This window comes from Bathymodiolus platifrons methanotrophic gill symbiont, assembly GCF_002189065.1.
GTDB lineage: Bacteria > Pseudomonadota > Gammaproteobacteria > Methylococcales > Methylomonadaceae > Methyloprofundus.
This window is the reverse complement of record NZ_BDMN01000319.1, coordinates 1-1,659: the sequence shown is the minus strand read 5'-3', so window position 1 is coordinate 1,659 and position 1,659 is coordinate 1. Positions and strand designations below refer to the sequence as shown.

Below are 1,659 nucleotides of genomic sequence, written 5' to 3'. Positions count from 1 at the left end.
GCGGGGAGTCGCTATTTTTGCGAAAGCTTGTTTTGGGCATCCCAGCCCAAGCAAGCAGCAAAAACTTAACGCGACCACTTATGCCTCCGGCGGCCCCGATTCGTCCTCGTCACCTCGTCCCGACCCAACAAGGGGTCGGAACATAGGCTCCAAATGACTTGACGCCGTGTCGGATGGCCTTTTATTTTGTCTCCACCTTCGCTAACGCTCAGACTCCGACAAAACAACGGCCCTACGGCTATCGCGGACTAAAAATCATCACTTCGCTTAGGCTACCTTTCCCTGATTTTCAGCGGAAGTGCTCCGCTGCCAAGCTAAAATTATTCAATGCAGAAAATGAAACGCGCTGAGTATCAAAAATACTTTGTTTAACACCATTCAAATAGTTAGTTGATCCATCCCTGCTTTCACCACCACTTAATTCAATACGCCAGAATTCTAGCGCTTGTATCGTTACCTTCCCCCCATATACAAGCTGTGCAAAGTCACCTTCATTAACAAAACTACCATCAAACTCAGTCTCTCCACCACTATATAATGCATGCCCTTCCAGGCTCAGCCAATCGGTGAATTGATAGCCTGAACGTAGCGTTCCAGAATAATTCTGATAACCGTCTCTATCCGGTTCATTGGTAAAACAACCGTAATTTAATGCCCCAGCACAGGAATTAAAACCTTCGTTCGCCTGGTAACTTAAATGCGCATTGTACCAGGCCCGATCAACTGCGCCGGATACACCACCTTCAAGCTTATAATGGCCATAATTTCCACCACCGACAGCAATAACTGGATTAATCGCTGACGTGGATCCAGCTGCATTTCGAGTATGAATATGAATAATCCCGCCAATGGCATCAGCACCATATAAGCTGGATTTAGGACCTCGTATAACTTCAATCGACTCAATTTCGCTGATAGGCAAATGCTGCCAAGCGGCACCACCTGTCGTAGCGGATCCTGTACGTACACCATCAATCAAGACCAGGACATGATCGGACTCGGTACCACGCAAAAATACCGAGGTATTTTTGCCTAAACCACCATTATTGACAATATTAATCCCGGCAATGCCACGCAAAGCCTGTTCAATACTATTCAGTTGTTTACGTTCAATATCTTGTCTATTGATAAGCGTGCTAGAAACAAGCCGTGAATTTTGTTGATTACGAGTCGCTGTAACGGTTAAAGGTGAAAAAACTAGAGTGTTATCTGCATGCACTTTTGTAGGAATAGTGCTGAGTAAAAAAGGACTGGCAATAAAAAATTTTCAGGCAGGTCTCCGGGCTTATAAGTATGAACTACTAAAATCATTACCTTCCCATGCAAAGCACAGTGGTTCTCATTGATTTTAAACTTATTTACCGTTGCGGGGGCAGCGTTGGCATTGGAATAGATCCGCACCAAACTTCCCTTTTAACCATCAGGAGAGAGTGAACTTCCGTCAGGACCAGAAAATGAAGTGTGGATTCTACGTGAAAAATAAATAAATGCAATTTACATCGAGCAAAATTATTTTTATAGGAATTTTAAAGCTAGGTGAAACTATTGCCTATACAAATTAGGCCTTATTTTTTGAGAGAAATTTTCTGGGCTATTATCAGCAGAAACATACGCTGAAAATCAGGGAAACGTAGCCTAAGCGAAGTGATGATTTTTAGT

At 43.5% G+C, this 1,659-nt stretch carries 1 protein-coding gene and 1 riboswitch; the gene reads right to left on the bottom strand.

What is annotated here, in order from left to right; all coding sequences use genetic code 11:
• Positions 1-289: 289 nt before the first annotated feature.
• Entirely contained in the window at positions 290-1,219 is a 930-nt protein-coding gene (locus tag CDZ78_RS16370; RefSeq protein ID WP_167374361.1) for a TonB-dependent receptor plug domain-containing protein, read from the bottom strand.
• Between the two features lie 34 nt (positions 1,220-1,253).
• Positions 1,254-1,467, bottom strand: a riboswitch (cobalamin riboswitch).
• Positions 1,468-1,659: the final 192 nt, after the last annotated feature.